At 37.3% G+C, this 25,747-nt stretch carries 22 protein-coding genes; 13 read left to right on the top strand and 9 right to left on the bottom strand.

What is annotated here, in order from left to right:
* The first annotated feature begins 5 nt into the window (after positions 1-5).
* From EKM00_RS11900 to EKM00_RS11860, 9 genes are all read left to right on the top strand, one after another.
* Positions 6-1,901, top strand: a complete 1,896-nt coding sequence (locus tag EKM00_RS11900; RefSeq protein WP_233592289.1) for a heparinase II/III domain-containing protein — start codon at positions 6-8, stop codon at positions 1,899-1,901.
* Between the two features lie 2 nt (positions 1,902-1,903).
* Positions 1,904-3,145, top strand: a complete 1,242-nt coding sequence (locus tag EKM00_RS11895; RefSeq protein WP_126516334.1) for a glycosyltransferase family 4 protein — start codon at positions 1,904-1,906, stop codon at positions 3,143-3,145.
* A 2-nt stretch (positions 3,146-3,147) separates the two neighbouring features.
* On the top strand, positions 3,148-3,750 hold the full coding sequence (locus tag EKM00_RS11890; RefSeq protein WP_126516333.1) for a sugar transferase: 603 nt from the start codon (positions 3,148-3,150) through the stop codon (positions 3,748-3,750).
* A gap of 1 nt (position 3,751) precedes the next feature.
* Complete coding sequence (locus EKM00_RS11885; protein WP_126516332.1) at positions 3,752-4,363, top strand: acetyltransferase; 612 nt, start codon at positions 3,752-3,754, stop codon at positions 4,361-4,363.
* Positions 4,356-5,495, top strand: coding sequence for a DegT/DnrJ/EryC1/StrS family aminotransferase (locus EKM00_RS11880; protein ID WP_126516331.1), 1,140 nt, complete (start codon positions 4,356-4,358; stop codon positions 5,493-5,495). The genes EKM00_RS11885 and EKM00_RS11880 overlap by 8 nt, the downstream gene beginning before the upstream one ends.
* Positions 5,496-6,234: 739 nt before the next feature.
* Positions 6,235-6,678: a hypothetical protein gene (locus EKM00_RS11875; protein WP_126516330.1), complete on the top strand. Its 444-nt coding sequence runs from the start codon at positions 6,235-6,237 to the stop codon at positions 6,676-6,678.
* A 387-nt stretch (positions 6,679-7,065) separates the two neighbouring features.
* Positions 7,066-9,072 carry a polysaccharide biosynthesis protein gene (locus EKM00_RS11870; protein WP_370453937.1) on the top strand — a complete coding sequence of 669 codons (2,007 nt, stop codon included), beginning with the start codon at positions 7,066-7,068 and terminating at the stop codon, positions 9,070-9,072.
* 450 nt (positions 9,073-9,522) lie between these two features.
* Positions 9,523-10,311 (top strand): polysaccharide biosynthesis/export family protein, encoded by a 789-nt coding sequence (locus EKM00_RS11865; RefSeq protein WP_126516329.1) that lies wholly within the window; start codon positions 9,523-9,525, stop codon positions 10,309-10,311.
* A 9-nt stretch (positions 10,312-10,320) separates the two neighbouring features.
* A complete protein-coding gene (locus EKM00_RS11860) occupies positions 10,321-12,681 on the top strand; it encodes a GumC family protein (protein ID WP_126516328.1) in 2,361 nt (786 codons plus the stop codon).
* 324 nt (positions 12,682-13,005) lie between these two features.
* Here the strand turns inward: EKM00_RS11860 and EKM00_RS11855 are convergent, their stop codons facing one another.
* The 5 genes from EKM00_RS11855 to dnaA all read right to left on the bottom strand — a co-directional run bounded on the left by EKM00_RS11855 (position 13,006) and on the right by dnaA (position 18,180).
* Positions 13,006-13,746: a tyrosine-protein phosphatase gene (locus EKM00_RS11855; protein ID WP_126516327.1), complete on the bottom strand. Its 741-nt coding sequence runs from the start codon at positions 13,744-13,746 to the stop codon at positions 13,006-13,008.
* Positions 13,747-13,932: 186 nt separating this feature from the next.
* Positions 13,933-14,814: an SDR family oxidoreductase gene (locus EKM00_RS11850; RefSeq protein WP_126516326.1), complete on the bottom strand. Its 882-nt coding sequence runs from the start codon at positions 14,812-14,814 to the stop codon at positions 13,933-13,935.
* A gap of 653 nt (positions 14,815-15,467) precedes the next feature.
* A complete protein-coding gene (locus EKM00_RS11845) occupies positions 15,468-16,190 on the bottom strand; it encodes an SAM-dependent methyltransferase (RefSeq protein WP_126453744.1) in 723 nt (240 codons plus the stop codon).
* 87 nt (positions 16,191-16,277) lie between these two features.
* Positions 16,278-16,745: a low molecular weight protein-tyrosine-phosphatase gene (locus EKM00_RS11840; RefSeq protein WP_126516325.1), complete on the bottom strand. Its 468-nt coding sequence runs from the start codon at positions 16,743-16,745 to the stop codon at positions 16,278-16,280.
* A gap of 7 nt (positions 16,746-16,752) precedes the next feature.
* Positions 16,753-18,180 (bottom strand): chromosomal replication initiator protein DnaA, encoded by a 1,428-nt coding sequence (dnaA, locus tag EKM00_RS11835; protein ID WP_126453740.1) that lies wholly within the window; start codon positions 18,178-18,180, stop codon positions 16,753-16,755.
* A 186-nt stretch (positions 18,181-18,366) separates the two neighbouring features.
* Between dnaA and EKM00_RS11830 the strand changes: the two genes are divergently transcribed.
* On the top strand, positions 18,367-18,771 hold the full coding sequence (locus tag EKM00_RS11830) for an acyl-CoA thioesterase (protein ID WP_126453738.1): 405 nt from the start codon (positions 18,367-18,369) through the stop codon (positions 18,769-18,771).
* 29 nt (positions 18,772-18,800) lie between these two features.
* On the opposite strand, the gene EKM00_RS11825 is transcribed toward EKM00_RS11830, so the two are convergent.
* From EKM00_RS11825 to ribD, 3 genes are read right to left on the bottom strand one after another with little or no spacing between them, the layout of a single operon-like run.
* Entirely contained in the window at positions 18,801-19,424 is a 624-nt protein-coding gene (locus EKM00_RS11825) for an IMPACT family protein (RefSeq protein ID WP_199734681.1), read from the bottom strand.
* A gap of 55 nt (positions 19,425-19,479) precedes the next feature.
* The gene (locus EKM00_RS11820) at positions 19,480-20,082 is read right to left on the bottom strand and encodes an HAD family hydrolase (protein WP_126516324.1); all 603 of its coding nucleotides are present in this window, start codon (positions 20,080-20,082) and stop codon (positions 19,480-19,482) included.
* The gene (gene ribD, locus EKM00_RS11815) at positions 20,075-21,118 is read right to left on the bottom strand and encodes a bifunctional diaminohydroxyphosphoribosylaminopyrimidine deaminase/5-amino-6-(5-phosphoribosylamino)uracil reductase RibD (protein WP_126516323.1); all 1,044 of its coding nucleotides are present in this window, start codon (positions 21,116-21,118) and stop codon (positions 20,075-20,077) included. Before ribD ends, EKM00_RS11820 begins: the two co-directional genes overlap by 8 nt.
* A 140-nt stretch (positions 21,119-21,258) precedes the next feature.
* Between ribD and EKM00_RS11810 the strand changes: the two genes are divergently transcribed.
* The gene (locus EKM00_RS11810) at positions 21,259-21,744 is read left to right on the top strand and encodes a GNAT family N-acetyltransferase (RefSeq protein WP_126516322.1); all 486 of its coding nucleotides are present in this window, start codon (positions 21,259-21,261) and stop codon (positions 21,742-21,744) included.
* A 14-nt stretch (positions 21,745-21,758) separates the two neighbouring features.
* Positions 21,759-22,652: a peptide chain release factor N(5)-glutamine methyltransferase gene (prmC, locus tag EKM00_RS11805; RefSeq protein WP_126516321.1), complete on the top strand. Its 894-nt coding sequence runs from the start codon at positions 21,759-21,761 to the stop codon at positions 22,650-22,652.
* 66 nt (positions 22,653-22,718) lie between these two features.
* Here prmC and EKM00_RS11800 read toward each other — a convergent pair whose 3' ends face one another.
* Complete coding sequence (locus EKM00_RS11800; RefSeq protein ID WP_199734679.1) at positions 22,719-23,963, bottom strand: ABC transporter permease; 1,245 nt, start codon at positions 23,961-23,963, stop codon at positions 22,719-22,721.
* A gap of 326 nt (positions 23,964-24,289) precedes the next feature.
* On the opposite strand from EKM00_RS11800, the gene hisS reads away from it, so the two are divergent.
* On the top strand, positions 24,290-25,666 hold the full coding sequence (gene hisS / locus EKM00_RS11795; protein ID WP_126516320.1) for a histidine--tRNA ligase: 1,377 nt from the start codon (positions 24,290-24,292) through the stop codon (positions 25,664-25,666).
* Positions 25,667-25,747 lie beyond the last annotated feature (81 nt).

The following is a 25,747-nucleotide window of genomic DNA, read 5'->3' as shown; positions in this document are numbered from 1 at the left end:
ACCAATTGAATATTAAATTAGCGTATCAACTGTTTCAAAATATGGGAATCCGTTATACCTCCTACAGAATTCGACATGAATTGGAGAAGCGAATGGGGTTGTTGAAGAAAAAGCATCCGGTAAACCCTCAAAATAAATGTTTTATGTCGCTCCAAGATTGGAAAAAACTCGATATTCCTTTTATAATCAAGGAACGAGAATCGATATCGTTTTCTAAAAATCCAAATGGATCTCTAAAAGATTCAGTACGTAAAATTTTGAATGGAGAAATTTGTTTTTTTAGTTCAGAATGGAAAAATTTGGGTTTAAATTATGACTGGACTACCAATCCTGAAACAGGATTTAAATACGACGGCACCAAACATTGGTCGGAAATAAATGACTTTAACTCTGCGAATGGAGACATAAAATATGTTTGGGAAAAATCCAGATTTCCCCATGTTTTAACCATAATGAGATATGATTATCATTTTGATGATGATCATTCCGTTTTTGTTTTTTCTGAAATTGAAAGTTGGATAGATGCCAATCCCATTAATCAGGGACCCAATTGGAAATGTAGCCAGGAAATTTCATTGCGATTGTTCAATTGGATGTATGCTTTGACATTTTATAAAAATTCAGATGCTTTAACCGAAGAACTTTGGAATAAAATCCAGAACACTATTTATTGGTCGCTGCATCATGTGTATCATCACATCGATTTTTCGAGAATTGCGGTTCGAAACAACCATGCCATAACCGAAACCGTAGCATTGACAATAAGCGAACTGTTATTTCCATATATCCCGGAAACAAAAAAGTGGGCGAAAGAGGGACGAAAATGGTTAGAGCAGGAAGTGGCTTATCAGGTATATGAAGATGGTACTTTTTTGCAGTTTAGCATGAATTATCATAGGGTGTTAGTACAGTTATTTTCTTTAGGAATTTCAGTTACCGAACTGCACAAAAAACCATTTTCAGAGGAATTCTATATAAAAGCGTATAAAAGTTTAAACTTTTTGTATCAATGTCTTCAGGAAGAAAATGGTGAGTTACCCAATTATGGAGCAAATGATGGGGCGCTGTTTTTTTCGTTTTCCAATACTGCTTTTAGAGATTATAGACCTCAATTAAATACCCTCCATCGCATTTTAACAAAAGAAAAATTATATTTCGACGAAAATATCAATGAAGATTACAATTGGTGTCAAACTGAAATAAATGATTTAAAAAGAAAACAACCTTTAAAAAAACAAGTTGGAGCAATGGTTTTTCAAAATGGTGGTTACTATTGTTGCAGAACAAATAAATCATTCACTTTTATTAGATGTGGAAATCATAAAGACAGACCTTCTCACGCCGATAACCTGCATTTGGATGTTTGGATAAAAGGGAATAATGTATTAAGAGATTCAGGAACCTATAAATACAATACAGAAAAAAAGTATCAGGATTATTTTACAGGCTCTATCAGCCATAATACCGTATTGGTAGCTAACAATTCCCAAATGTTGAAAGGAAATCGCTTTATTTGGTATTATTGGTCACAAGCGTTAAACGCAAGTTGGACAGAAACTGAAAATGATTATATTTTTGAAGGAACTATCAGTGGTTTTCGTTTTATAAATCCGAAGTGCGCCCATACAAGAATCATAAAAATAAATAAAGAGAAACAAGCTTGGGAAGTAACCGATGAGGTTGCAAAAACGGAAGGATTAATAAAAAGTCAAATTTGGCACCATGATGATTATCTTTGGCAGCTAAATGCAGTTACAGAAACAAATGAAGAGGTTACAGAAGAACAAAAGATCTCTTATAATTCCCAAGGATACGGACAAAAGAAAAGTGGAAAAGCAACAGCATTGCTGTTTAAAGATAAAATAAAAACAACATTGCTTTATAAAGAAAAAGATCAATAGAAATGAAGATTTTATTAATTCATCAATATTTTTTGGAGAAGGGAGATGGTGGAGGTTCTCGATTCAACGAAATGACACAAGTCTGGTCTGCTCAAGGTCATGAAATTACAGTGCTGTCCGGAATGGTTCACTATGCTACAGGGGAAAAATCCTTGAAATATAAAGGAAAGTTTATTGTTATAGAAAATCAGTTTTATAGAAATGTAGATGTGGTTCGCTGTCATGTTTCGGAAAGTTACAATACCAATTTTGCAGGCAGATTATGGGCCTATTTTTCATTTGTTTTTTCTAGTATCTATGCGGGGTTATTTAAAATTAAAGGAAAATATGATGTTATTGTGGTGACTTCTCCACCTTTATTTGTGGGGATTACGGCCTATGTGCTTTCTAAAATAAAACGACTCCCATTTGTGTTTGAAATTCGAGATTTATGGCCGGAATCAGCTATAGATACAGGTGTATTAAAAAATAGGGGCATTATTAAATTCGCTTTTTGGTTCGAGAAATTTATCTATAAAAAAGCAACATTGATTAATGTATTAACGCCTGCTTTTAGAGACAAATTAATCAATGAAAAGAAAGTGCCAAAGGATAAGGTGATATTTATTCCAAATGCAGCCGATTTTTGTTTGGCTGAAAAAATAGATCAGGATTTTGACGCTGCTAAATTCAAAAAGGATTTGGGTTTGGAGGGCAAATTTGTAATAACCTACGTGGGTGCGCATGGTGTTGCAAACCATTTAATTCAATTGATAGATGCTGCAGAAAAATTAACGGAAACCAACGTGATTTTTCAATTGATTGGTGCTGGAATGAAAAAAGAGGAATTATTAAAGGAAGTGAGCAAAAGGAATTTAAAAAATGTTGTTTTTAGAGATTCTGTATCCAAAAAAGAGGTGTTTAAATATATTTTAGCGTCAGATGTTGGAGCATCTGTTTTAAAGAAGGTTGATACCTTCAAAACCATTTACTCAAATAAATCATTTGATTATATGTCGTGTAAAAAACCAATTTTATTGGCTATTGATGGCGTTTCCAGGGAACTATTAAATGATGCAAAATGTGGTGTATATGTAGAACCCGAAAATACTAATGCAATTGTGAGTGGCGTATTAGAATTATTAACAAAGGACAAGAATGAATTAAATCAGATGGGAATAAATGGCTATAACTTTGCTAAAAAGCACTTTGATAGAGGGGAATTAGCAAAAGAGTATGCATCAGAAATACAAAAAATCTTATAGAAATGTATAAAGCCTATTTCAAAAAAATATTAGATTTTAGCATAGCACTTTTAGGATTACTCATTTTAAGTCCACTATTGTTATTTGTCATTATAGGTTTAACTACTGCCAACAATGGCAAACCTTTTTTCTTTCAACTGCGTCCCGGCAAAAAGGGACGACTTTTTAATATCATCAAGTTTAAAACGATGAATGACAAAAAAGACAGTGAGGGCGCTTTATTGCCTGATGGAGAACGATTGACGAAAATAGGGATTTTTGTGCGTAAAACGTCATTGGATGAAATTCCCCAATTGCTTAATGTATTGAAAGGAGAAATGAGTTTAATAGGGCCAAGACCATTATTGCCACAATATCTAGAACTTTATTCTGATTTTCAAAATAGAAGGCATGAAGTAAGGCCGGGAATTACAGGATGGGCGCAAGTAAATGGCCGTAATGCAATCAGCTGGGAACAAAAATTCGACTATGATGTATGGTATGTGGGTCACTTGTCTTTCATGTTGGATTTAAAAATATTTTTTTTAACCTTGAAAAAAGTACTTGTTCGAGAAGGAATAAATACTGAAAATACAGCAACAACAGAACCATTCAAAGGAAATTGATATGTATTTATATGGGGCCAGCGGACATTGCAAAGTTATAATTGATACGATAGCTTCTACACAACAATTGACAATCAATGGAATAGTAGATGATCATCCCAATCAGGACGAGCTTTATGGTATTCCTGTTTTTAATACAAAGGAGTTTGAAACTTTTTCGGATAAAAATATTATCGTTTCCGTGGGGGATAACGGCACCAGAAAAAAAATTGTAACACATTTAGCTGCAGCGTACCCAATTGCCGTGCATGCTAAAGCCGTAGTTTCTGCTCATGCCACTGTAGGCGGAGGGACGGTGATCATGGCCGCAGCTGTAATAAACCCGGACGCGTTCATTGGACAGCATTGCATCATTAATACTGCAGCAATAATTGAACACGAGTGCAAAATAGGTGACTTTGTTCATGTTTCACCCAATGCGGCTCTTGCCGGTGGTGTTACCGTAGGCGAAGGAACACATATAGGTATGGGAGCGATAGTAATTCAAGGAATTAAAATTGGAAAATGGGCAACAATTGGAGCCGGAGCTGTTGTTATTAGTGACGTTCCGGATTATGCCGTAGTGGTAGGAAATCCAGGTAAAATTATAAAATACAACAGAGAACATGAATAATTCAAAAATATGGCTTTCGTCTCCACATATGGGCGGAACTGAACAAAAATACGTACAGGAAGCTTTTGATACGAATTGGGTTGCTCCGTTAGGACCAAATGTTACAGGGATGGAACAGGATTTAGAATCCTATTTAGGCAATGATGCAGCCGTTGGTGCTTTGAGTTCCGGAACAGCAGCCATTCATTTGGGACTTATTTTGCTAGGCGTGCAAGCTGGAGATATCGTACTGTGTCAGAGCATGACGTTTTCGGCCTCGGCAAACCCTATTCTCTACCAAGGTGCAACTCCCGTATTTATTGACAGCGAATGGGATACTTGGAATTTATGTCCTATAGCACTCGAGGAAGCTATTGTCAGTGAAATAGCCAAAGGGACCAAACCCAAAGCCATTATAGCCGTCCACTTGTATGGCGTGCCGTATCAAATAGAAGCGGTTCGTGCTGTTGCAGATGCCTATGAAATTCCAATTCTAGAGGACAGTGCCGAAGCTTTGGGGAGCAGTTTCAAGGGACAAAAATGTGGTACTTTTGGCGATATTGGCGTATTGTCTTTTAATGGCAATAAAATTATCACCACATCAGGCGGTGGAGCAATTGTGACACCTACAGCAGCGCTTAAAGAAAAAGCCATTTTTTTTGCTACCCAATCCAGAGATGCTGCGCCGCATTACCAGCATACTGAAATAGGATACAATTATCGCATGAGTAATATTTGTGCTGGCATTGGTCGGGGCCAAATGGAAGTCTTGGATGATCATGTGGAACAACGCAGGCTGATGCATGATTTTTATGCCACTATTTTTAAAGAAATCCCCGGTGTGACTGTTTTTACGGTTCCCAACACTGATTATTTTGCCAATTATTGGTTGAGTGCCATTTTAGTTGATCCTGAAAAGGCCAATGGAATGACTAGGGAAACCATGCGATTGGCACTGGAAACAGAAAATATAGAATCACGGCCTTTGTGGAAGCCGATGCATTTGCAACCTATTTTTGAAAAATACCCGTATTACGGCACTACTGTTGCTGAAACCTTATTCGAAAATGGGTTGTGTCTGCCTTCCGGTTCTAATTTGACAGTCGATGACAGAAACAGAATAAAAACAGCCATACTTAATTTGTTTGCGTAAAAGGGGCACATATTCGATGCAGTACGGATAGTGATAGCTGCAGTCCAAAACAAAATTTCCGAATAATTTAGCCACAGCGGGAATAAGAAAGTCGAAAGTTTAAAAGTCGTAAAGTCAAAAGAATTAACTTTAAGTAAAACAGCTTTAAATTAGATTGTTACTTAAGTAAGTCGAAAGTTTAAAAGTCATAAAGTCAAAAGAAGCACTATTATAAAAAGTAGTGTAATATCAATCTGTTGCGTAATTTTTTCTATTTTTAATACACTACATAGTATTTGTTACTTAAGTAGGTCGAAAGTTTAAAAGTCATAAAGTCAAAAGAAGCACTATTGTAAACAGTAGTTTAATAGCAATCTGTTGCGTCATTTTCTCTATTTTTAATACGACATTCTATAATAGTTGGGACTGAGTTCCTCTTCCCATTCAAAAAATAATCTGTGAAAATTGGTGTAATCTGTGTTAAAAAAGACACGTTATTTGATTTGCTTCGTTTATTCGAACACAGCTCTCGGGACTCCTTCCTCAATCTTCTTTCCTTTTCGCTAAATATAAACCATTAGTATTTTTTTTGAAATTATAGAGTAAAAAATAATAAATCAAATTTAACATTTTATATTCGTTTTAGATTTGGATTTCTCTTGCCAAGCAGCTTGCAAAAGGTTTATTGGGGGCAATGAATTTTATTTAGGTATAGTAAGCTGTTTTTGGTAAGAATATATAAATTTTATTGCTGTACAAAATGGAAGATACGGATAAGTTTTATAATCATACGGAAAAAATTATAGAGCAAAATGCTCTTTTTTTAATTTTAGAATCGAAAGTAATTTTTAATACTGGTAGAGAAAAAGTCATACTGCATCCAAACCAAATTACAAATGTGAGACTAGTAAAAAATAGAAATTATACACTCAATATTTTGATTTTGGTTTTCCTGATTGTATTGTCTTTAAAAGTAGAAGCCTTTTTTAATGTAAGTATTCTGTTTCATTTTTTATTTTTAGGGACAATCATAATTTCGGGTATATTGACGAGTCATATAAAGAACTACTCTTATGTTATGTTGATCAATAAAGGGCGATTTGACTATGATGAAATATTTGTTTCCAGAAAAAATGTTACCTATGCGAATGACTTTGTTTCAGAGTTTAAATCAGTGCAATCCGTGGTAAAAAACTTCCTATAAGATGTGCTTCGCTTGTTTGAACACAGCGTTCGGGTCTCCTTCATTGAAATAACAAAAAGAAAAGCCGTTTTAAATAGTTTGGCCTCGTACTAAACAGATTTCCTCAATTCACTTTCTCACTCTTCACTCTTCACTCTTCACTCTTCACTCTTCACAACATCCATTATATTTATGAAAACGATCGATCCAGCAGAAAAAATACAAAACAAATATAAACCAAGAATAATTGTACTAAGAAAAACAATACACCTCTATTTTTATTGATGAAACACACACGGAATAGTCTTTTTGTTCGTCTTAAAAAAAATAGTTCGTGTAAGAAAAAGTTTTATTTCATATCTTTGACGTCAATTTCGTTGCGCGCATCTAACCTAAAACCAAGAAATTTTGAACCCGGAAACCAACATAAATGCAACCCGATTTAATTCTAAATTCTTTTCAAGAATAAACCGAATGCTGAGTATGCATAATTTGGGTTATTTGCCCCGATGGATCATCATATTAATTGACCTTATGGTGCTTTCCACCTCCTTTGTGTTTACTTTTCTGATCTTTAAAGGAACAGGAATGGATTATATTATTACCGACCACAGCACAATTTTAATTGCCGGTTTTTTTGCGACTAATTTGTTTTTCTTTTGGCTTTTCAGAACCTATTCCGGAATCATCAGGCACTCTTCTAATATTGATGCGGTCAAGTTGTTATTTTCACAAATTTCCGTGCTGATTATTTTTTTTATCTTTAATTTTCTTTTCGAAATTTTTTTCAAACAGAAAGCATTCCTAAATACAGCCCTTTTTATCAATATTGTACTTTCTTTTTGTGGCCTGTTTTTATACCGAGTGGTCGTGAAGCAAACGTTTGAGTTTTATTTTTCAGAAAAAAACAACAGTAAATTGATACGAACCATAATTTATGGGACCGATGCCAATGCGATTTCGGTAGCGAATGCGCTGAAATTTGAAACGCCATCGCGCTTTAAAATAGTCGGATTTGTAGATAAGAACAATCAAAATGCATCGAAGCGTATGTTGAATCTGCCGATTTTGGTGCAAAAGAAAAAGTTGCCTACACTAATGCGTTCTATAGGTGCCGAAAGTGTCATTATAGCGGATAAAAGTTTGTCTAAAGAAGAACAGATTGTGATCGTAGATCAGTGTCTGGAGTATAATTATAAAGTATTTACCGTTCCTCTGATCTCCGATTGGGAAAATCAAAAGGAAATTTCCCAAAAAGTAAAAACCATACAAATTGAAGATTTGTTGGAGCGAAAACCGATAGTGCTGGACAATAAAGCCATATCGAAACAATTAAAGGATAAGGTAGTTTTGATTACAGGTGCAGCAGGCTCTATAGGAAGTGAAATTGTCCGACAAATATTGGTGTTTAATCCTAAGAAGATTATTATTCTGGATCAGGCGGAGACCCCATTGCATCATTTAAAACTGGAAACCGAAAACATAAGCGCCACAGTAAAAATACGTACGGTAATAGGAGATATCAGAAACAGACAGGCGATGGATGAAATCTTTAAAGCCTACCGTCCGCAGGTTGTCTATCATGCTGCCGCTTATAAACATGTTCCGCTGATGGAAGAAAATCCCTGTCAGGCTATATTTACTAATATTGAAGGGACCAAAAACGTAGCCGATTTATCGTGTCGCTATAACGTAAAGAAATTTGTGATGGTCTCTACGGATAAAGCGGTAAATCCCAGCAATGTAATGGGAGCCAGCAAGCGGATCGCCGAAAAATATGTGCAGTCCCTGCAGATGAAAGATCAGTTGGAGAAAGGGGCGGAAGCAACCAAATTTATTACAACACGTTTTGGCAATGTTTTGGGATCCAATGGCTCTGTTGTGCCGTTGTTTACAAAACAAATTGCCGAAGGAGGGCCGCTGACCATCACCCATAAGGATATTATTCGGTATTTTATGACAATCCCGGAGGCCTGTCAACTAGTGCTGGAAGCCGGGGCAATGGGAAATGGAGGGGAGATTTATATTTTTGATATGGGAAAACCGGTGAAAATTATTGATTTGGCTCGAAAGATGATTAAGTTAGCGGGATTTATTCCAGAAAAAGATATTAAAATTCAAATTGTAGGGTTGCGTCCCGGGGAGAAATTATACGAGGAATTGCTCAATGATACCTCTAAATCGATTCCCACACACCATGCTAAAATCATGATTGCACAGGAAATTCAGGAAGAGTTTGAAAAGCTGCACGCCGATGTTGAGGAATTAATCAGTATTGCTAATTTGTTTGGCAATGAGGAAATGGTAGCGCAAATGAAAAAGATAGTACCCGAATTTAAGAGTATGAATTCAGCGTATGAAATATTAGACAATCACGAGGAAGCTGCTGCGGTTCCCGCTTTAATAAACCAGTAGTTCCTGCGAACTGCTGTAGCTGCACAATTTGATGCAAAACAAAAAAGTAGTGTAGCGCAAACCGTTTTTATTGCAACATAACAAGATCGTACTTATTGTATGATATGTACTGGAGGAGACATTTCGTTTCAAGAGTAATTAGAACCGGGATCATGCGGAATTTTAAGCATAAAAGAGCGTTGTTTTATTCTTTTGCCGGAAGAGAAATCGAATCTGTGTATCTTGTCAGGTGATTATGCTTTCATGCAAAAAGTCGCATCAAGAATAATGGCAGTCGTTAGCGCGTGTGCTGTTGCCTTTTAATAGGGGTTTGTGCAGCCTATTGTCAAGGGCGTATAGGCGATTATTACAGTTTTTTTCGAAATCACAGGCGCAGCTCAAAAAATATTCGCAAAAGTAAGTATACCCTGCGGGCGAATGGCTATATTTGCTTCCTTAAAATAAAAATACATGAACTATTTTTTCGTACTTAAAAAATCAATTCCTTTTTTCTTTTTAGCGGTACTGTTTTCTTGTGCCTCTAAAAAAGACATGATTTATTACCAAGATGTTGATGCTTTGGGCACTCAGGAAAAATCAAATTCGTATGAAATAAAAATACAACCCGATGATTTACTGATGATCCTGGTATCAGCAGAAGACCCTGAAATAGCCATTCCATTTAATATAACGACCAATGTGACTGGTGCAGCCAATCCCGATGGTATGGGGATACAAAGTTCACAATTGTATTTAGTAGATGCCCAAGGATGTATTGAATTCCCGGTTTTAGGCAAATTAAAGGTAAGTGGATTAACCCGATCGGAGTTTCTTAGCAGCATACAGAATAAAGTAGCGAACTACATTAAAAATCCGATTGTTAATTTGCGCATTATGAATTTTAAAGTATCAATCCAAGGTGAAGTTACTAGTCCGGCTACCTATCCTATTTCTTCTGAAAGAATTACGCTGATTGAGGCCTTGAGTATGGCCGGGGATTTGACTGTGTATGGGAAACGGAACAATATCTTAATTATACGCGAAATTGATGGAATCAAATCATACAACAGAGTCGATATTACAAAGGCTGGGTTTATGAATTCTCCTTTTTATTATTTGGCACAAAATGATGTGGTGTACGTGGAGCCAAACCAGAATAAAATTAATGTCGCAGCTGTTAATCCTAGTACAGGTTTAATATTTTCAGTTGTTTCGATCTTAATCACTTTAACAACATTGATAATTACTACTTCAAAATAAAACGCTTTCATGGAAAATAATACGTTAAATGAAAATTCAGAGCAGGATTTTCAAATCAGGGCAATTATAGATCAGTATGCCTCCCATTGGAAATGGTTTATTTTAGGCATTTGTATTTGCCTGTCTATCGCCTATATTTATTTGCGGTATACAGTACCTCAGTACCGCGCTTCTACTACTATATTAGTGAAAGACGAAAAGAAAGGCGGGTTGTCTTCTGAATTAGCCGCTTTTGCCGATATGGGAATTGGAGGTGGAAATAGTAATCTGGATAACGAAATTGAAATATTAAAATCCAGAACCTTAATTGAAAGTACGGTTCGTAAAATGAATCTGAATATTGCCTTTGTTATGGAAGGCAAGATTGTCAATACTGATCTTTTTAAAAGCGCTCCGATTGTAGTTAATTTTATAGCTCAAAAATCGAATTTTTATACCTTCAGAAGGTCGTACGAATATACCGCCCTTTCAGCGAATACATTCAAATTAGAAGACCTGTCCGGACAAGGAAATATTTTATACCCCAATAAAAAGGGCTTTCGGTATGGGCAACCTATTGAAACAAAATATGGGACGATGGTTATTTATAAATCGGTAGCTGCTGCAAAGTCAGTTAATGAAAATGACACGCCCATCACTATATTGATTAGTCCTCTAGAACATATAGCGGCAAGTTTTAGAGAGCGATTGAAAGTAGAGCCGCTGAGTAAAACCAGTAGTATTGTCGAGCTTTCCATTGTGGATCCGGTGCTGGAAAAAGCAGAATTTTTTCTGGATAATTTGGTTCAGAATTATAACGAAGAAGCGGCAGCCGATAAAAATTTTATTTCGGAGAATACCTCTAAATTTATTGCCAGCCGACTCGCTTTGATTACCGATGAACTGGATGGAGTAGAGCAGAAAGTGGAGCAGTTTAAAAATAACAATCAATTAACCGACATTGAGACCGAAGCCCAACTTTTTATTGAAGGATCCAGTGAATACGATAAAAAAGGGGTAGAAACAGATATTGAACTAAATGTGATTGCTTCTGTACTTGACTTTATAAAGAAAAGTAAACAATCTGATTTGTTGCCTACTAATATCGTGAGTGGAGAAGCCACCGAGTTAATTGGGTCCTACAATCAATTGGTTCTGGACCGCAACAGGATCTTGAAATCGGCTACGGATGCGAATCCAACGATCATTAAAATGGAGCAACAGTTGTCCTCTTTAAAGTCGAATGTAGTGTCAAGTCTGAGCCGAATGCAGTCGAATTTAGAAATTCAAAAAAGAGATTTGAACAGGCAGGAAGGTCTTTTGAATAACAAAATTGGTAGAATACCGGTGCAAGAGCGGCAGTTTAGAGTGATTGCCAGACAGCAAAAGGTTAAAGAAGAGTTGTATTTGTATTTGTTGCAAAAAAGAGAGGAAACCGCTATTTTCTTGTCGGCTACCGAAGACAACGCACGCGTGATTGATGCAGCAAAAGGTTCTGATATTCCTGTTGCCCCTAAAAAGAATATTATTTATTTGGGCGCATTTCTAATGGGGATTTTAATTCCTTTCGGAATTATTTACCTGATGGATTTATTGGACACTAAAATAAAAAGCCGTTTGGATCTGGAAGGAAAAACCATGATTCCTTTTATAGGCGATGTACCTACCTCTGATACTCCTTCAGAAATTATAATCTCAGAAAGCCGCACCAGCTCAGCAGAAGCGTTGCGCATCATCCGAACGAACTTAGAATTTATGGTGAGTAAAGTCCCGGAGGATCAGGCTAAGACCATTTTTTTAACCTCTACTTTTCCTAAAGAAGGGAAGACCTTTGTTTCGGCAAATCTTGCCGCCACTTTTGCTCTGTCCGGCAAAAAAGTACTGTTGATAGGAATGGATATCAGAAATCCAAGATTGGATGAATATTTGACGCTGCCTGATCGTGGTGTTACTAATTATTTGTCTTCAAAAAGTTTAGTTTTGGAAGATTTAATCGTTAAATACGAAGGGTATGAGCATTTTTATGTGTTGCCTGCCGGTGTAGTGCCGCCAAATCCAGCTGAATTATTGATGAATAAGAAAGTGGACACCCTTTTTGAGACCTTGAAAAATCAATTTGATTATATTATAGTGGATACCGCTCCGGTAAGCTTAGTAACAGACACCTTGTTGATCGCGAAACATGCCGATTGCTTTATTTATGTGGCACGGGCTAACTTTTTAGAAAAACGAATGCTGAATATAGTAAATACATTGTACCGAGAGCAAAAATTGCCTAATATGTGTTTGTTACTCAATGATACGGATTCGACGAAAGGCTATGGATACGGCTATGGTTATGGTTCCAAAATAGAAAATATCCCATGGTACAAAAAAATATTTAAAAACTAATTAGTACTGTTGCAGGACTTTTAAAAAGGTTTATAAAGGATTATTTTCTTTATAAACCTTTTTTTTATGTGTTCAATAATGTCAGTTCGAGCGCAGTCGAGAACCGTTGTTGTGTTACGTCCGTCACTTCGAGTAATTTTGCATAGTAATGCGAAAGCTTTACTATACAAAATTGTATCGAGAAGCCTGCAAAACGCAAAGGTTCTCGATACATCGCAGTAATTTTCTATCGCAAATTACTGCGCAACTCGAACTGACGAATGTTTAGATGATCATGTCAGTTCGAGCGCAGTCGAGAACCGTTGTGTTATTCCAACCGATTTTTTACTCCAACTTAAAAAACTCATTGTTCGCAATGGCTTCCTCGAGTGGTTTTAAGTCTTTCAGACGTACCTTTTGTTCAAAAGCAGCGATATGGTTGTCATGATGCACATCAGAGCCCACATACGTGTACATACCCTTTTGGAGTAATTCCGTTGCGGTTTTAGTAATGGCCGCACCATAGTAACCCACCACTGACAATAGGTTGAGCTGGAATAAACAGCCTGCCCTTTTAAGTTTCAGATACTCATTAAAGTTGTTGTGATAGAAAAGATAGCGTTCTGGATGAGCCAAAACGGGAATGTATCCTGCCACCTGCAGATCAAATAGGATGGAGTATAACTGGATGGGGGCATTGATATAGGACATTTCTACCAGTACGTACTTGTCTTTCAAGGTCAATAAATCACTGGATTGAAAAAGTCGGACAAACTGATCGTCCATCAAATACTCGGCTGCCGCTTTCAACGGGACGATGACATTGTTCTTTTCCAAGGCTAATACTGTTGTCGTTTTCTTAGCGAGAATTTGTTCATGGGTATTGTCCCAAACATGTTGGATAATGTGCGGTGTTGTTATGAAGTGGGAAATACCGAAAGATTGAAGCGCGCGCGTTAGTCGCAACGTATCCTCAAAAGTTCTTGCTCCATCATCAATTCCTGGTAAAAGATGCGAGTGAATGTCAATATGGTGGTCTGGAATCAGGTCCTTCAGCAGGGGTTTTGATTTGAATAGGTTCAACATCGTGCAAAGGTAACAAAAAAGAAATGGGTGTCATACATGGCAAAATTTTTCTTTTCAAATGTCGTGTTTTAAAATTCGACAAAATGACGCAACCGATCGATTTTGAACTACTGTTTGCAATAGTGTTCCTTTTGACTTTATGACGTTTAAACTTTCGACTTACTTAGTTCCGAGTTGGGTTATGGATTATTTATTTTTCTTTGCTTTAATCAACAGCTCCAACTGATCCCAAAGTGCTTCCGGTATCGCTTCTAACAGATTGAATTGTCCGGCGCCTTTCAGCCACTCACCACCATCAATCACCACCACTTCACCATTGACATACGCTGAAAAATCAGAGACCAGATAAGCGGCTAAATTAGATAATTCCTGATGGTCTCCTACGCGTTTCAATGGCACTTTTTTTGCCATATCAAATTTTTCGGCCAAGTCACCGGGTAGTAAACGGTCCCATGCACCTTTCGTCGGAAACGGTCCCGGTGCAATTGCATTAGAACGGATGCCGTATTTTGCCCATTCTACAGCAAGACTGCGCGTCATGGCCAGGACACCTGCTTTTGCTGTTGCACTAGGCACCACATAAGCAGAACCGGTCCAGGCATACGTTGTTACGATGTTTAAAATAGTTGCTGATTTTTGTTTGGTGTCAATCCAATGTTTTCCAAAAGCAAGGGTGCAGTTTTTTGTCCCTTTCAAAACAATATCAATCACGGTGTCAAAAGCATTTGCAGAGAGTCTTTCTGTGGGCGAAATGAAATTTCCGGCGGCGTTATTAAGAAGGACATCCACTTTGCCAAAAGTGTTCAAAACCTCTTGCAGCATGTTTTCGACTTCACTATAATGACGTACGTCACATTGAATAGGAAGGCAGGTTCCGCCAGTTAGCGTTTCCAGTTCCGAAGCGGTTTTTTTTAGTTTTTCTAAATCTCTGGAGGTGATGGCGACTTGCGCACCTAATTCCAAGAAATAGTGGGTCATTGCTTTTCCTAAACCACTTCCGCCTCCGGTGACTACAATCACTTTGCCTTTTAGAGCATCGTCCCGCAACATTTTATCTGTATAACTCATGTTTTTTTATGTTTTAATGGTAAATATAGCAAAATTAAATAGTATGCACGCATAATAAAATAATAAAATATTGAAACGATTTGCTAAAGGATGACTCCATCACACGGCGATTTAACAGTTTCTCGAGCCTGTGTGTTGTAATCATTTTTGTTTTTGGGGTGTCATTATCGCGTAGCGACCCGCATCAGGGTGGTATTAGAGCGCACTATGGGAGCTTCATAACAGTACATATACTCGTGCTGCTATTTGGAAGTTTACTCCTAAAAAAATCATTAATTAAAACAATAAAAATAGGGTTTTATACTTAGAATTAACCCGTTGGGTACAATTGCTCAAAACGGCAGTTCGAGTGTTTTTTGTGGAGTAAAACGAAACAAAGCTTCTGGATACGCTGCGCACTCGAAGTGACGTGTATCGAGAACCGTTTTTAAACTGATTTTCTAGTTCTCGATATAATCCCGCCTAAAAGCGGGATCACTCGAACTGACGAAAGTTCCATCAAAAACTAATTACACTCAACGAATTTAGAATTAATGATTAGAGGTGTTGTTTTATTAAGTCCAATAATTCAGCGTATTCCGTTGCTTTATTGAATTATAACTTTGATAACTGATCTGGTTTACCCTTTTAGTAAAAGGTAAAGAAGTTTGAATTTACATTTTGTGGATGATAAAAATAGTCGGTCGTTTGTGCAGGTCGATGGTTTCTTTTTTCCAGGCCGCAATTTTCTTAGTCTTGATATATTCGGTCGGTAAAGTGATATCCGCAGCAATGCACAAGTGTGTTTCGGGATGCAGTGTTTGCAATAAATCTTCCAGTAATTTGTTGTTGCGATATGGTGTTTCAATGAAAATCTGAGATTGATTTTTTTCAAAAGAAAGTCTTTCCAAGGTTTTGAAGCTGCCTTTTTTTTCCTCTTTTTCAATAGGCAAATAACCATGAAACGTAAAGCTTTGTCCATTCATTCCGGAAGCCATCATGGCCAAAAGGATGGAAGAAGGACCAACCAAAGGAACAACCTGAATGCCTTTTTCATGGGCTAATTTGACAATCACAGCGCCGGGATCAGCCACTCCAGGACAGCCTGCTTCGCTCATTAAGCCCATATTTTGCCCTTCCAGCAATGGTTGTATAAAGTCTAAATGTTCTTTGATTTCAGTGTGTTTGTTTAAAACAAAAAGTTTTAACTCGGATTGTTTCTTCTCTGGACTAACACCTTTGATCGATTTGCGGGCTGTTTTGTCGTTTTCTACAATATAATAATCAAGGAGGTCAATACTTCTTTTTATGGTTTGTGGTAAAACATCCATAGGATCGCAATCGCCCATTGTGGTGGGGATTAGATAGAGTTTTCCTAAAACAGCATTTGGTTTCATAGGTGTAATTTATGTTCCTTAAGATAGTGTGTTTATATGATGGTCAGTATATTGTTAGGATTCCCAAAATAATTTGATCCGAAAAAACTAGCTGTGTTTGGCGATTAGCTTTTGTGCAAGAACCGTACACGCTTCATCCAGCATGTTGTACACAATTTCAAATCCATTAGGCAAACCAAAATACGGATCAGGAACATCTACTTTTTCGTTTGGAAATAAATCATTCAAAATCAGTTGTACTTTTTCTATTTGTTCCGGGTGCTCCGCAAGCTGCACGACATCTTCATAATTGGAATTATCCATGACGTAGATATAGTTAAATGTGTCGAAATCAGCACTACTGAATTGCCTTCCTTTTTGATTTGAAATGCTAATTTTGTTTTTTTTTGCTATAGCAATAGAGCGTTCGTCCGGCGATTGGCCAATGTGCCAGGATCCAGTTCCTGCAGAATCCACTGTGAATTTGTTCTTTGGAAGCTTAGAAGCTAATAGGCCTTCAGCCAATGGAGAACGACAAATGTTTCCCAAACAAACCATTAAAATTTTTATGGACATAAGGTGTCTATAGCGTTAATTTTTTATTGATATCTTCCACAAATTTTTTGAATTGTTTGTCCGTAGCCACTAAATTATCAACGGTTTTGCAAGCGTGTAATACCGTTGCGTGATCGCGATCTCCAATTTGAGAACCAATATTTGCCAAAGAGGCTTTTGTGAATTTCTTTGCAAAAAACATCGCCAGTTGTCGGGCTTGCACCACGTGTCTTTTTCTGGTTTTGGATTGCAGTGTTTCTAAATCAAGCTGGAAATACTCCGAAACAATTTTTTGGATGTAATCAATAGAAATTTCTCGTTTTACATTTTTTACAAATTTTTCAACGACACTTTTAGCCAGTTCCAGTGTTACTTCTTTTTTATTAAAAGACGATTGTGCAATCAATGATATAATGGCTCCTTCTAATTCTCTTACATTCGATTTGATATTACGCGCTACGTATTCGATGATTTCGTCCGGAATTTCGACACCGTCTCTGTACAATATGTTTTTTAGGATGGAAATTCTGGTTTCATAATCCGGTTGGTGCAATTCAGCACTCAATCCCCATTTGAAACGCGAAAGCAACCGTTGTTCAATATCTTGCATGTCAACAGGCGCCTTGTCCGAAGTTAGGATGACCTGTTTGCCGTTTTGATGTAAATAGTTGAATATGTGAAAAAACACATCTTGAGTTCCTGTCTTTCCGGAAAGAAATTGCACGTCATCAATAATTAAAACATCAATTAATTGATAGAAATGGATGAAATCATTTCGATTGTTTTTCTTTACCGAGTCGATGTATTGTTGGGTAAAAATTTCAGCCGAAATGTATAAAACGGTTTTTTCAGGGTATTTGTCTTTTATTTCTACCCCAATGGCATGCGCCAAATGCGTTTTTCCAAGACCAACACCACCAAAAATCAATAACGGATTGAACGACGTTCCACCCGGTTTATTGGCAACAGCCATACCTGCAGAACGAGCCAATCGATTTGAATCCCCTTCTAAAAAGTTGTCAAAACTATAATTTGCATTCAGTTGTGATTCGATTTTTAAATTTCGGATGCCTGGAATTACAAATGGATTTCTTAATTCGGGGTTTAAGTTTTTAAAAGGAGCATCTACTTCTTGCGGCTTCATAGGAACTCTATTGGCGCTTGGCAACTGTTCCGTAAACGGTTGTTTATTGCCGTAAGTGTTTTCCATTCTGATTTTATAAAGTAACTTTGCATTTTTTCCAAGTTCTTTAGTAAGGGCCACTTTTAACAATTTGACATAGTGCTCCTCGAGCCATTCGTAAAAAAATTTACTAGGTACCTGAATATATAATGCGTTATCGGTAAGTTCAACTGATTTGATTGGTTCGAACCAAGTTTTGTACGCTTGGTCTTGGATGTTGTCTTTTATAAAAGACAAACAGTTTTCCCATACTGATTGAGCAGTTTTGTTCATAGATTCTATTAAATTGTTTTTAATTGGTAATTTTTATCTTACTAAAAAAAAGAGGTTGTGTGATTATTTATTGGGGTAACAAATATGTGAACAAATTTCTGTAAAAAAAAATATATAGGGCACTAATTTACCAAATTATTGTTGTAAGGCGCTTTTTTAAATTCAAAATTTTTTAATATTTAAGTAATGAAAGATCATCAAATAGAAGTTCGGGTGCGATACTCGGAAACAGACCAAATGGGAGTTGTATACCATGGGAATTACATCCCTTATTTTGAGATAGGAAGGGTGGAATGGCTCAGGAACAAAGGGATATCCTATAAAAGTATGGAGGAAAGCGGAATTGCGCTACCAATTGTTTCTATGAATATAAATTATAAAAAATCAGCGCGCTATGATGAGTTGTTAACGGTTCATACGATTTTCAAAAGCCAGACTTCGGTGAAGATAGAATTTGATTGTGCTATTTATAATGAATTTGATGAGTTATTAACAACGGCGCAATTTATTTTGGTTTTTGTCTCCTTAGAAACAGGTCGTCCAATGGCACCTCCAGAATATATTTTAGAATTGTTAAAAACAATGGAATAAAGTACAAAAGAAGTACTATTGAATGGGAATTAGAGTCGTTTTATACCAATTTCAAACATCGAATTGAAAGTGTCGAATAGTTTTTCGGCATTTTTTTTTCGGGTTTTCAGCTCGATTTTACCTATCGGGAGGGTAGTGATCGCACTTATTTCCATTTCCTGTGATACAATTTCCAATTTTTGTTCCTTGATGACCCGCATTACTTTATTCATATTTTGGTACTCAAAGGCGAGGCTAAAATGACAATCGATTGTCTTCTCTATAATGACACAGCTTTCCAGAATCAGTTGTGCCGTGGTTTTATAGGCAGCAATCAAGCCGCCAACGCCTAACTTCACGCCGCCAAAAACCCGAACCACGACGATCAGGATATTAGTAACTGAAAACGACTGAATTTGTCCGTAAATAGGCATACCGGCACTGTGGCTTGGTTCTCCGTCATCGTTTGCTCTATAGGCAAATGTGCTGGTGCCAATTTGATAGGCATAGCAAAAATGTCCTGCATGAGGATGTTGCTTCCGCAAAATATCGATGATCGGCTTTACTTCGTCCTCCGATTGAATGGGATAGGCGTAGCCAAAAAATTTGCTGTTTTTTTCTTTGAATAGCAGTTCTTCTGAAGGAAATGCAATGGTGTTGTATGTATCTTTCAATTAAATTAAAAAAAGGAGTGAAATTTGAAATTTGATATGACGTGAAGCGGTTCTTTCAAATTATTTTTTTGTCCAGTAAATGGATGACATCTTCTGTGCCTACTTGTAAATTCCAAACTTCAAATCCCAATGCGAGTGCGACATCCGTATTTTCTTTTTTATCATCGACAAATAACGTTCGCTTGGGCGCTAATTCATGGTTGCTTATCAAATGATGAAAAGCGTCAGGATTTGGTTTTCTCAAGCCTAGCTCAAATGAAAAATAGACTTTCTCAAAGCATTGGTAAAAATCTCTGTAAAAAGAAATCCCGTTTTTACGTTCGAACGTTTCTATATGAATAGCATCCGTATTGGATAATAAAAACAAGCGGTATTTTTGCGAAAGCATTTGCAGGAATTCCAATCGATACAATGGGAAATCGAGGAGTATGGCATTCCAAGCGGCCAGAATTTCTTTGGTGGTGGCATTTGGAAGATGTTTTTGAATGCCCGATAGGAAATTATCACGGGAGATTTTTCCGGTTTCAAACTGGATGTTCAAATGGTCTAAATCAGCATTCCATTCCTTCAGGCCTAATTTCTGGAACGCAGTAACGGTGGCTTGTTTGTCTAAGTTGATAAAAACATCTCCAAAATCAAAAATGATAGTGTTAATCATGGTTTTTGTGAATTAGAAGTTCGTCTGAACCTATGCATTGTTTTTTGAACTGTTTTTGAACAAGAATAGGCGCCTTGATTCCAGTGTTAAATTGGATATTTCCAACAAATATTCGAGCTTCATCCCAAAGATTAGCATCGATAAAAGTTTGCAGCGTTTGCCTTCCGCCTTCAATGATAACGGATTGAATTTGATGTTTGTACAGGGATTGAACCAGGTGTTCAGCTGTGTTTTTTTCAAAATCGATGCACTCAAAGATAGTATTTTCTTTTTCAACACCCGTTTTAAATCCGGATAAAAGAATAGTTTTAACTTGATTGTCAAAGATGTGACTGTCTTTTGGGATGCGGTTATTTTGATCTAAAACCACCCGAATGGGATTGTTTCCATACCAATCGCGCGCATTGAGTTTTGGGTTATCATCAATAACAGTTTGTGTTCCCACCAGAATGGCTTGCTCCTCGGTGCGCCATTTATGAACCAGTTGTCTGGAATAAATAGTGGTGATCCAGACCGGTTTTTTTTCTGATTTTTCTTTTGGCGCAATAAAACCATCTTGACTTTGTGCCCATTTCAAGATAATATATGGTCTTTTCTTTTCGTGAAAGGTAAAAAACCTTTTGTTGAGCTCCTGGCATTCGTCTTCCAGAACGCCTAGGGTTACGTGAACTCCGGCTTCCATGAGCTTTTTGATTCCGTTTCCTGCCACTTTTATATTGGGATCCACTGTCCCTATGACCACATTTGGAATTTTATTTTTGATAATCAAATCACAACAGGGCGGTGTTTTGCCAAAATGACTGCAAGGCTCTAAACTCACGTAAATAGTTGCTTTATTCAGCAGCGATTTGTCTTTTACGGAATTTATTGCAAGGACTTCTGCGTGCGGTTCTCCTGCTTTTTTATGCCAGCCTTCACCAATGATGTTGCCATCACAAACAATTACACTGCCTACTAACGGATTTGGATAGGTGGTTCCCAGACCATTTTTGGCCAGCTCGACGCACCGTTTGATGTATTTTTCATGTATTTTCACCCTACAAAAGTAGTGATTTTTGCGTGTAGCCCCAATCTAGTACCCAAACTTGGGATTGAGGCAGGATTAGTTTTAAAAACGTTAGAGAATAACAACAAACAATTGATACTTTTGTGGCTAAAATTAGTTTCTGAAAAAAAATGGAAAAGTACCGCATTAGAAAAATAAAAAAAGAAGACAATCCCGCAGTTGCAGCATTGATACGAGCAGTTTTTGACGAATTAAAGATTCCAAAAGTAGGAACGGCGTATGAAGATCCGTATTTGGATTTAATGTATGAGGAATATAATAAGTCAAAATCAGTTTATTATGTGGTGGAAAAGGATGGAGAAATTATAGGTTCTGCCGGGGTTGCCCCACTTGAAAATGAAGCAGAAACCATTTGTGAACTTCAAAAAATGTATTTCCTGCCGGAAACCAGAGGTCTTGGACTTGGAAGTCAGATGATGGCAAAGTGTTTAGAAAGTGCCAAGGATTTTGGTTTTGAAAATTGTTATCTTGAAACGATGCCATTTATGCTTGATGCCCAGAAACTGTATAAGAAAGTAGGTTTTGAATACCTTGAGTCGCCCATGGGAAGCACTGGTCATACCAGTTGTCCGATATGGATGCTCAAAAAATTATAAATCATGAATTTTAAATGAAAAACAGTTCCGTTAAAATTAGAGATTACAGAACCCAATTTATTCAAGAACTGACTCCAATTTATGATGCCGGAGAAGCAGAGAGTTTTTTCTATTTAATAGCAGAAGAAAAGCATCAACTGAAAAGAATAGATCTGGCCTTGCATCCTGATTTGGTTTTTTCGGAAACGGAAAGGGTAGCTTGGAATTCGATTTTGGCACAATTAAAACAGGAAATCCCGATACAATATCTTTTAGGCAAAACGAGTTTTTACGGATTGGATTTTGAAGTCAATGAGAATGTATTGATTCCAAGACCCGAAACCGAAGAACTAGTCGCATGGATTATTAGAAATAATTTAAAGATTGAAAAATTCAAAGATTTAAAGATTCTTGACATAGGCACGGGAAGTGGTTGTATTGCTGTTTCATTGGCAAAACACATTCCGAATGCGCAGGTTTTTGCAATTGATGTGTCTGAAAAAGCGTTGGCTACAGCCCACAATAACGCCCACAATAATGCTGTAAATATTACTTTTATCAATCAGAACATTCTGGAAGTGGTCTCCCTGAGCGCAGTCGAAGGGCTAGATCCACAATTTGATATTATTGTTTCTAACCCGCCGTATGTTCGCAATTTAGAAAAAGAGGAAATTAAGAAAAATGTATTGGACTATGAACCGCATCTGGCACTTTTTGTAGAAGATAATGACGCCTTGATTTTTTATAAAAAAATAGCCAAACTGGCTCAAAAAAATCTGCTGCCAAACGGAAAGTTGTATTTTGAAATTAATCAGTATTTAGGCAAAGAAATGGTCGATTTACTCGAAAAAATGAATTTCAAAAACATCGAATTACGAAAAGATATTTACGGGAATGACCGGATGATTAAAGGAGAAATAAGTAATTAGTATTTATAAGTTGAAAACGGATCAGTTTTTCAAAAGTTTTAGAGACTGACCACTGACCACTGTAATCTACTCATAACGCAAGGCTTCAATGGGATCCAGGACCGCCGCTTTGATTGCGGGATATAAACCGGAAGCAATCGCTACAATGAAACTGGTAATAAAAGCCGCCATGATAGCGCCCCAAGGAATTACGAAGGCAAAGTCCATGGCTGTGGCAATACCAAATCCGATTAAGATTCCAAAAACAATGCCTACTAATCCGCCCATTTGGCCTATCAGTAATGTTTCTATAAAAAACTGAATGGCGATTGTCGTTTTCTTGGCTCCCAAGGCTTTACGGACTCCAATTTCCCGGGTGCGTTCCGTAACGGAGACGATCATGATATTCATCAGGGCAATCGAAGATCCCAGCACGGTGATGATGCCTATAAGCCAGGATGCCAGTCCCAGGTATTTTGTAATTCCTAAAATTCGGTTGATCAAGTCGTCGCTGCGCACGACGCCAAAATTACTGTCTTTTACGGGACTCAATTTACGAACCCGGCGCATCGTACTTGTGGCGTTGTCCAGGGCTTGTTCCAGTAATTCTTTTTTGCCCACCATGACACTCACTGTATAATTGATGTTGGGTGCCGTAAACAAGGAGCGCGCTAGTTGAATTGGAATCAAAACCCGTAAATCCTGACTGTTCCCAAACGTGGATCCTTTCTCTTTCAAAACTCCGATGACCTTAAATTTAGCTCCTCGGATGGATATTATTTTATCAATAGGATTTACGTCTTTCAGCAATCCTTTTTCAAAATCCGACCCTACAACGCATACATACGCATTGTTGTCAATGTCAAATCCTGTAAAATTGCGACCGGTACTGGTTGCTAATCCGGAATTCGTTATGAAAAATTCGTCAACTCCTAGGATCGTATTTTCGGGATCCGTTTTTGTTGCCTCATATTTTATTTCGGCGGCAGATGTTGCGGTAAAGGAAAGCGACGTTTCTGTAAGTGGGTAGTTGTATTTATTCTTGAAAGCTACAGCCTCCGGATAAGAAATGATGGGATTAATGATTTCTCGCTCGTCCCCGCCACGATTTCGAGTGGTGTTTTCGTACTGTTTAATGTTGAAGGTATTGGCTCCCATGGAGGCAAAATCGGAGGAAATAGTGTTTTCAAGTGCCGAAACAACCGTAAGAATACTGACTAAAGCCGTGATCCCAATAGCGATAATCATCACCGTAAGCACCGTTCGCAACAATTGCGTTCGGATGGAACCAAATGCAATCCTAATATTTTCTTTGAATAATTTTAACATCATAAACGTTTGACACGAAATTACAATTTTTGTTACAAATTTTGTGCAGCTAAAAACTAATTTATTGGAATCTCTTTTTTTTGAAGCTATTTCCGGCTTTCTGTTGCAATTAAGCACTAAAAATAATTTATTTTTAATTGTCAAAAAGGAGCTTCCTTTGGTCGCTCTTTTCGTCAAAAAAACAATAGTATTTTTAGCGCTTAATTTTCACTGCAATCCGGGCTAGAGATTCGGCAAATAAAATGCGGATTTTTTTAGAACGAATTATTTTAAAAAGTAAGATATTTGCAAATAGTACAATTTCAGAATACCTAATTCGTAAAGTAACAATGGCATCAAAACCTAGTATTCCAAAAGGAACCAGAGATTTCTCACCAACCGAGGTGGCAAAACGGCACTATATCATCCAAATCATAAAAAACAATTTCGAGAAATTTGGTTTTCAACCCATAGAAACCCCTTCATTTGAAAATTCCGAAACCCTAATGGGAAAATACGGAGAAGAAGGCGACCGTTTGATTTTTAAGATTTTGAATTCCGGAGATTATTTGGCGAAAGCCAATGCCGCGCATCTCGAAAATAAAGACAGTACAAAACTGACAGCGAGCATTTCGGAGAAAGCATTGCGGTATGACTTAACCGTTCCATTTGCCCGGTATGTGGTACAGCACCAAAACGAGATTGAATTCCCGTTCAAAAGATACCAAATCCAACCCGTTTGGAGAGCGGATCGCCCCCAAAAAGGCCGTTTCAGAGAGTTTTTTCAATGTGATGCGGATGTAGTAGGGTCTAAATCATTGTGGCAAGAAGTAGAATTAGTGCAATTATATGACACTGTTTTTTCAGCTTTGGGATTAGAAGGGGTAACCATCAAAATCAATAACCGAAAAATATTATCCGGAATTGCAGACGTGATTGGAGCATCGGATAAACTGATCGATTTCACAGTGGCACTCGATAAACTGGACAAAATTGGCGAAGACGGGGTCAAAAAAGAAATGATGGAGAAAGGAATTTCAGCAGCAGCAATTCTGAAAGTCCAGCCGTTATTCCATTTTACAGGAACCATTTCTGAGAAAATAAGCCAACTTTCAGTCTTGCTTGTTGAGTCAGATGAAGGAATGAAAGGCGTGGAAGAATTGCGTTTCATTTGTGATAATGTGATGAAATTAGGTTTGAGCAATTCGACTTTAGACCTGGATGTAACTCTGGCTAGGGGATTGAATTATTATACCGGTGCCATTTTTGAAGTGGCGCCGCCAAAGGCTGTTGCAATGGGCTCCATTGGCGGCGGCGGACGATACGATGATTTGACCGGAATTTTTGGATTGAAAAATATGAGTGGTGTGGGGATTTCTTTTGGACTGGACCGCATTTACCTGGTGATTGAAGAATTGAATTTGTTTCCGGAAACCGTAACAGCAACTTCAAAAGCATTGTTTATTAATTATGGTGATGCTGAAGCTTTTTATGGATTGCAAGCCATTCAGAAGCTTAGAGCTGCAGGAATTAAAGTGGAATTGTATCCGGATAATGCCAAAGTGGCCAAGCAGTTTCAGCATGCGGACAAACGAGGAATTCCTTTTGCCGTAATTGCAGGAGAACAGGAAATCGCATCGGATACGTTTGTGCTCAAAAATTTAATATCGGGGGAACAGCGTACAGTGGATTTTGAGAGTCTAAAACAAGATTTGTTACGGTCTTAATTTATGTCTTGTCCTGAATAACCGATACAGATTATTAGATAAAAATATTTAATTAAACACTTGCAAAAACGTTTTTGCAAG

The organism is Flavobacterium sp. RSP15 (assembly GCF_003968755.1).
Lineage (GTDB): Bacteria > Bacteroidota > Bacteroidia > Flavobacteriales > Flavobacteriaceae > Flavobacterium.
The sequence above is the reverse complement of the archived record's forward strand: the minus strand, read 5'-3'. Positions and strand labels throughout refer to the sequence as shown.

Excerpts from the sequence above, each read along its gene's own strand:
- EKM00_RS11895 (WP_126516334.1), top strand. The coding sequence starts at position 1,904 with ATGAAGATTTTATTAATTCATCAATATTTTTTGGAGAAGGGAGATGGT.
- EKM00_RS11890 (WP_126516333.1), top strand. The coding sequence starts at position 3,148 with ATGTATAAAGCCTATTTCAAAAAAATATTAGATTTTAGCATAGCACTT.
- EKM00_RS11885 (WP_126516332.1), top strand. The coding sequence starts at position 3,752 with ATGTATTTATATGGGGCCAGCGGACATTGCAAAGTTATAATTGATACG.
- EKM00_RS11880 (WP_126516331.1), top strand. The coding sequence starts at position 4,356 with ATGAATAATTCAAAAATATGGCTTTCGTCTCCACATATGGGCGGAACT.
- EKM00_RS11875 (WP_126516330.1), top strand. The coding sequence starts at position 6,235 with ATGGAAGATACGGATAAGTTTTATAATCATACGGAAAAAATTATAGAG.
- EKM00_RS11865 (WP_126516329.1), top strand. The coding sequence starts at position 9,523 with ATGAACTATTTTTTCGTACTTAAAAAATCAATTCCTTTTTTCTTTTTA.
- EKM00_RS11860 (WP_126516328.1), top strand. The coding sequence starts at position 10,321 with ATGGAAAATAATACGTTAAATGAAAATTCAGAGCAGGATTTTCAAATC.
- EKM00_RS11855 (WP_126516327.1), bottom strand. The coding sequence starts at position 13,746 with ATGTTGAACCTATTCAAATCAAAACCCCTGCTGAAGGACCTGATTCCA.
- EKM00_RS11850 (WP_126516326.1), bottom strand. The coding sequence starts at position 14,814 with ATGAGTTATACAGATAAAATGTTGCGGGACGATGCTCTAAAAGGCAAA.
- EKM00_RS11845 (WP_126453744.1), bottom strand. The coding sequence starts at position 16,190 with ATGAAACCAAATGCTGTTTTAGGAAAACTCTATCTAATCCCCACCACA.
- EKM00_RS11840 (WP_126516325.1), bottom strand. The coding sequence starts at position 16,745 with ATGTCCATAAAAATTTTAATGGTTTGTTTGGGAAACATTTGTCGTTCT.
- dnaA (WP_126453740.1), bottom strand. The coding sequence starts at position 18,180 with ATGAACAAAACTGCTCAATCAGTATGGGAAAACTGTTTGTCTTTTATA.
- EKM00_RS11830 (WP_126453738.1), top strand. The coding sequence starts at position 18,367 with ATGAAAGATCATCAAATAGAAGTTCGGGTGCGATACTCGGAAACAGAC.
- EKM00_RS11820 (WP_126516324.1), bottom strand. The coding sequence starts at position 20,082 with ATGATTAACACTATCATTTTTGATTTTGGAGATGTTTTTATCAACTTA.
- EKM00_RS11810 (WP_126516322.1), top strand. The coding sequence starts at position 21,259 with ATGGAAAAGTACCGCATTAGAAAAATAAAAAAAGAAGACAATCCCGCA.
- prmC (WP_126516321.1), top strand. The coding sequence starts at position 21,759 with ATGAAAAACAGTTCCGTTAAAATTAGAGATTACAGAACCCAATTTATT.
- EKM00_RS11800 (WP_199734679.1), bottom strand. The coding sequence starts at position 23,963 with ATGATGTTAAAATTATTCAAAGAAAATATTAGGATTGCATTTGGTTCC.
- hisS (WP_126516320.1), top strand. The coding sequence starts at position 24,290 with ATGGCATCAAAACCTAGTATTCCAAAAGGAACCAGAGATTTCTCACCA.